A 2,695-nucleotide genomic window follows, 5' to 3' on the forward strand; every position below is an offset into this window, starting at 1 on the left:
GGCATTGTTGACCAGCACGTCAATGCGTCCGTAGTGCTGTTCGACCTGGGCGATGGCGCGGCCGATGGCGGCTTCGTCGCAGACATCGAGCACCAGGCCCAGGTGCGCGTGGTCTGGCCCGAGCTGTCGGGCCAGCTGCAGCACGGCATCGCTGCGGTCCGCCAGCACCAGCCGGGCGCCGCAGCGCGCCAGCAGCTGGCTGGTGGCCAGCCCGATGCCGGCGGCAGCCCCCGTGACCAGGGCCACGCGTCCGGAAAAATCATGCGGCCGCGTCATCGCATCGGCAGACAGGGCTGCGCTCATTTCTTGACCTTTTTCAGGAAAGCATCGGCATTCTCCTGGGTGATGGTGGTCCAGGGCACGGTATAGGATTTCTCGGTGCCGCCCTTCCAGGGAAGCTTGTCGCCGTACTCGGTCCAGATCGTCGAGCGCGGCTGGTAGGACGGCCCCTTGATGGCCCGCAAGGCCACATCCAGCGCGCCTTGCGCCTGCGCCTGGGCATCCTGGAACTGGGTCACCATCTCGCCTCGCTTGACGGCGGCAATGGCATCGGCAATGCCATCGATGCCGACCACCGGGATGGTCTTGGGATCGATGCCCTTGGCCTTGATGGCCTGCAGTGCCCCCAGCGCCTCATCATCGTTCTGCGCCAGCACGCCCTTGATCTGGCCGGGATGGGCGGTGAGCCAGTTTTCCATCAGCGCCATCGATTCCGCACGCGACCAGTTGCCGGTCTTGCGAGCCAGCACCTTGACGTCCTTGTTGCGCGCCAGCACTTCATCATTGCCACGCGCACGCTCGATCTGCGCGGACTGCCCGATGGGCCCTTCGATCATGACGATGTTGCCCTTGCCGCCGATGGCCTTCATCAGCGCTTCCGCTTCGAGGCGGCCGGCCACCACGTCATCGTTGCCCACGTAGGACGTCAGCACATCGCCCTGCACCCGGGTATTGGAGCCGATCACCGGGATGCCGGCCTTGACCGCCTTCTGCACCGGTGCCGCGCCGGCCTTGAGGTCGATGGGCACGAAGATGATGGCGTCATACTTTTGCAGGATCATCGTGTCGAACTGGTTGCTCTGGGTGAGGGCGTCGTAGTTGCCGTCGAAGACGGTGACCTGCACGCTGCCATCCTGTACCGCCGGATGGGCTTTGAGCTGATTGCTCCACATCTGCATGAATTCGCCCTTGAGACCGTAGACGGCCGCGCCGATGCGCAGGGGCTTGTTCTGGGCGCTGACGCCGGTGGCCACGGCCATCAGCAGCAGGCTGGCGAGGGTTTTCTTGATCATGAATCGTCTCCGTGTGAGTTGTTGTGGGACTTCAGTTTTTCTTGCGTGAGGAATCCAGCAGGACAGCGCCGACGATGATCACGCCCTTGATGACTTGCTGGTAGTAGGAAGACACGCCGAGCAGGTTGAGCCCGTTGTTGATGACGCCGATCAGCAGCGCACCCACGACGGTCCCGCCCAGGGTGCCGGTGCCGCCCGAGAGCGAGGTGCCGCCGATGACCACGGCAGCGATCGCATCGAGTTCATAGGACACGCCCGCCTGCGGCAGCGCCGCCGTCGTGCGTGCGGCCAGCAGGACGCCGGCCAGCCCGGCCAGCAGGCCGCTGATGACGTACACCGCGAAGTAGACCTTGCGGGTATCGATGCCGCTGGTCTTGGCGCTGCGCGCATTGCCGCCGACCGCATAGATGTAGCGGCCATAGACGGTGAAACGCAGCACGAACCACGACACCGCGATGACCACGCCGAAGATGACGATGGGCACCGGCACGTGCAGGATCTGTCCGCCACCGATGGACAGCAGGCCCGCTGGCAGATCCGAGACCGGCATGCCGTCGTTGTAGATGTAGGTGGCACCACGCGCGGCGCTCAGCATGCCCAGCGTGGCCACGAAAGAAGGCACGGCCATGCGCGCCACCAGCAGGCCGCTGATGGCACCCAGCCCGGCACCTGCGCCGAGTCCGGCCAGCACCGCGACCGCAGGCGGATAGCCGCCACCGGTCGCCAGCCACGCCGTGACCATGCCGGAGAAGGCCAGCAGCGCACCGACCGACAGGTCGATGCCGCCGGTCAGCACCACATAGGTCATGCCGATGGCGAGGATGCCGTTGATGGAGGTCTGGCGCAGGATGTCGGTCCAGTTTTCCAGCGTCATGAAATACGGCGTGGCCAGCGAGAGCGCGATGCACAGCACGATCAGGGCCGCCAGCACACCGTAGCGCGCATAGGCCTGGCGCAGGCTGGTGAAGGAGGGCGAGGCCAGCCGGCCGGCGGAGAGGGAAGTGGGTTTGGTCATCATGGGTTCGTCATTGGATCGTCGGTGGATCGTCATCGGGATACATCAGGCGGGCGTCGCAGACCGGCGCGTCATCGCAGGCACGCACTGCGTCCCGCGCTTACGAGGCCAAGTGCAGCAGTTCTTCCTGCGTGGTGGCATGCGCATCGACCACTTCCACCACGCGGCCGCGCTTGAAGATGGCGATGCGGTCGCACAGGTCGAGGATTTCCTGCGCTTCGGAAGACACCACCAGGGCGGCACCGCCGTCCTGCACGAAGCGGTCGATCAGCTGGTACACCTCGCGCTTGGCACCTTCATCGATGCCGCGCGTGGGTTCGTCGCACAGCAGGCAACGTGGCTGGGTCGAGAGGCAACGCGCCAGCACCACCTTCTGCTGGTTGCCGCC

The 2,695-nt window shown here is 65.5% G+C and carries 3 protein-coding genes and 1 pseudogene; all 4 read right to left on the reverse strand.

Going from position 1 to position 2,695, the window contains the following annotated elements; translation table 11 throughout:
* A partial coding sequence (locus B3873_RS25235) for an SDR family NAD(P)-dependent oxidoreductase (RefSeq protein WP_286869787.1) occupies nt 1-303 on the reverse strand: 303 nt, incomplete at its 3' end.
* Nucleotides 300-1,289 (reverse strand): substrate-binding domain-containing protein, encoded by a 990-nt coding sequence (locus tag B3873_RS25240; protein WP_402706442.1) that lies wholly within the window; start codon nt 1,287-1,289, stop codon nt 300-302. The genes B3873_RS25235 and B3873_RS25240, both read right to left, overlap by 4 nt.
* Nucleotides 1,290-1,323: 34 nt before the next feature.
* Complete coding sequence (locus tag B3873_RS25245) at nt 1,324-2,310, reverse strand: ABC transporter permease (protein ID WP_286869789.1); 987 nt, start codon at nt 2,308-2,310, stop codon at nt 1,324-1,326.
* A gap of 97 nt (nt 2,311-2,407) precedes the next feature.
* Nucleotides 2,408-2,695 (reverse strand): annotated as a pseudogene (locus B3873_RS25250) (ATP-binding cassette domain-containing protein); the annotation flags it as partial.

It is taken from the genome of Herbaspirillum sp. UBA812, from assembly GCF_002296545.1.
Taxonomy (GTDB): Bacteria; Pseudomonadota; Gammaproteobacteria; order Burkholderiales; family Burkholderiaceae_D; genus Herbaspirillum; species Herbaspirillum huttiense.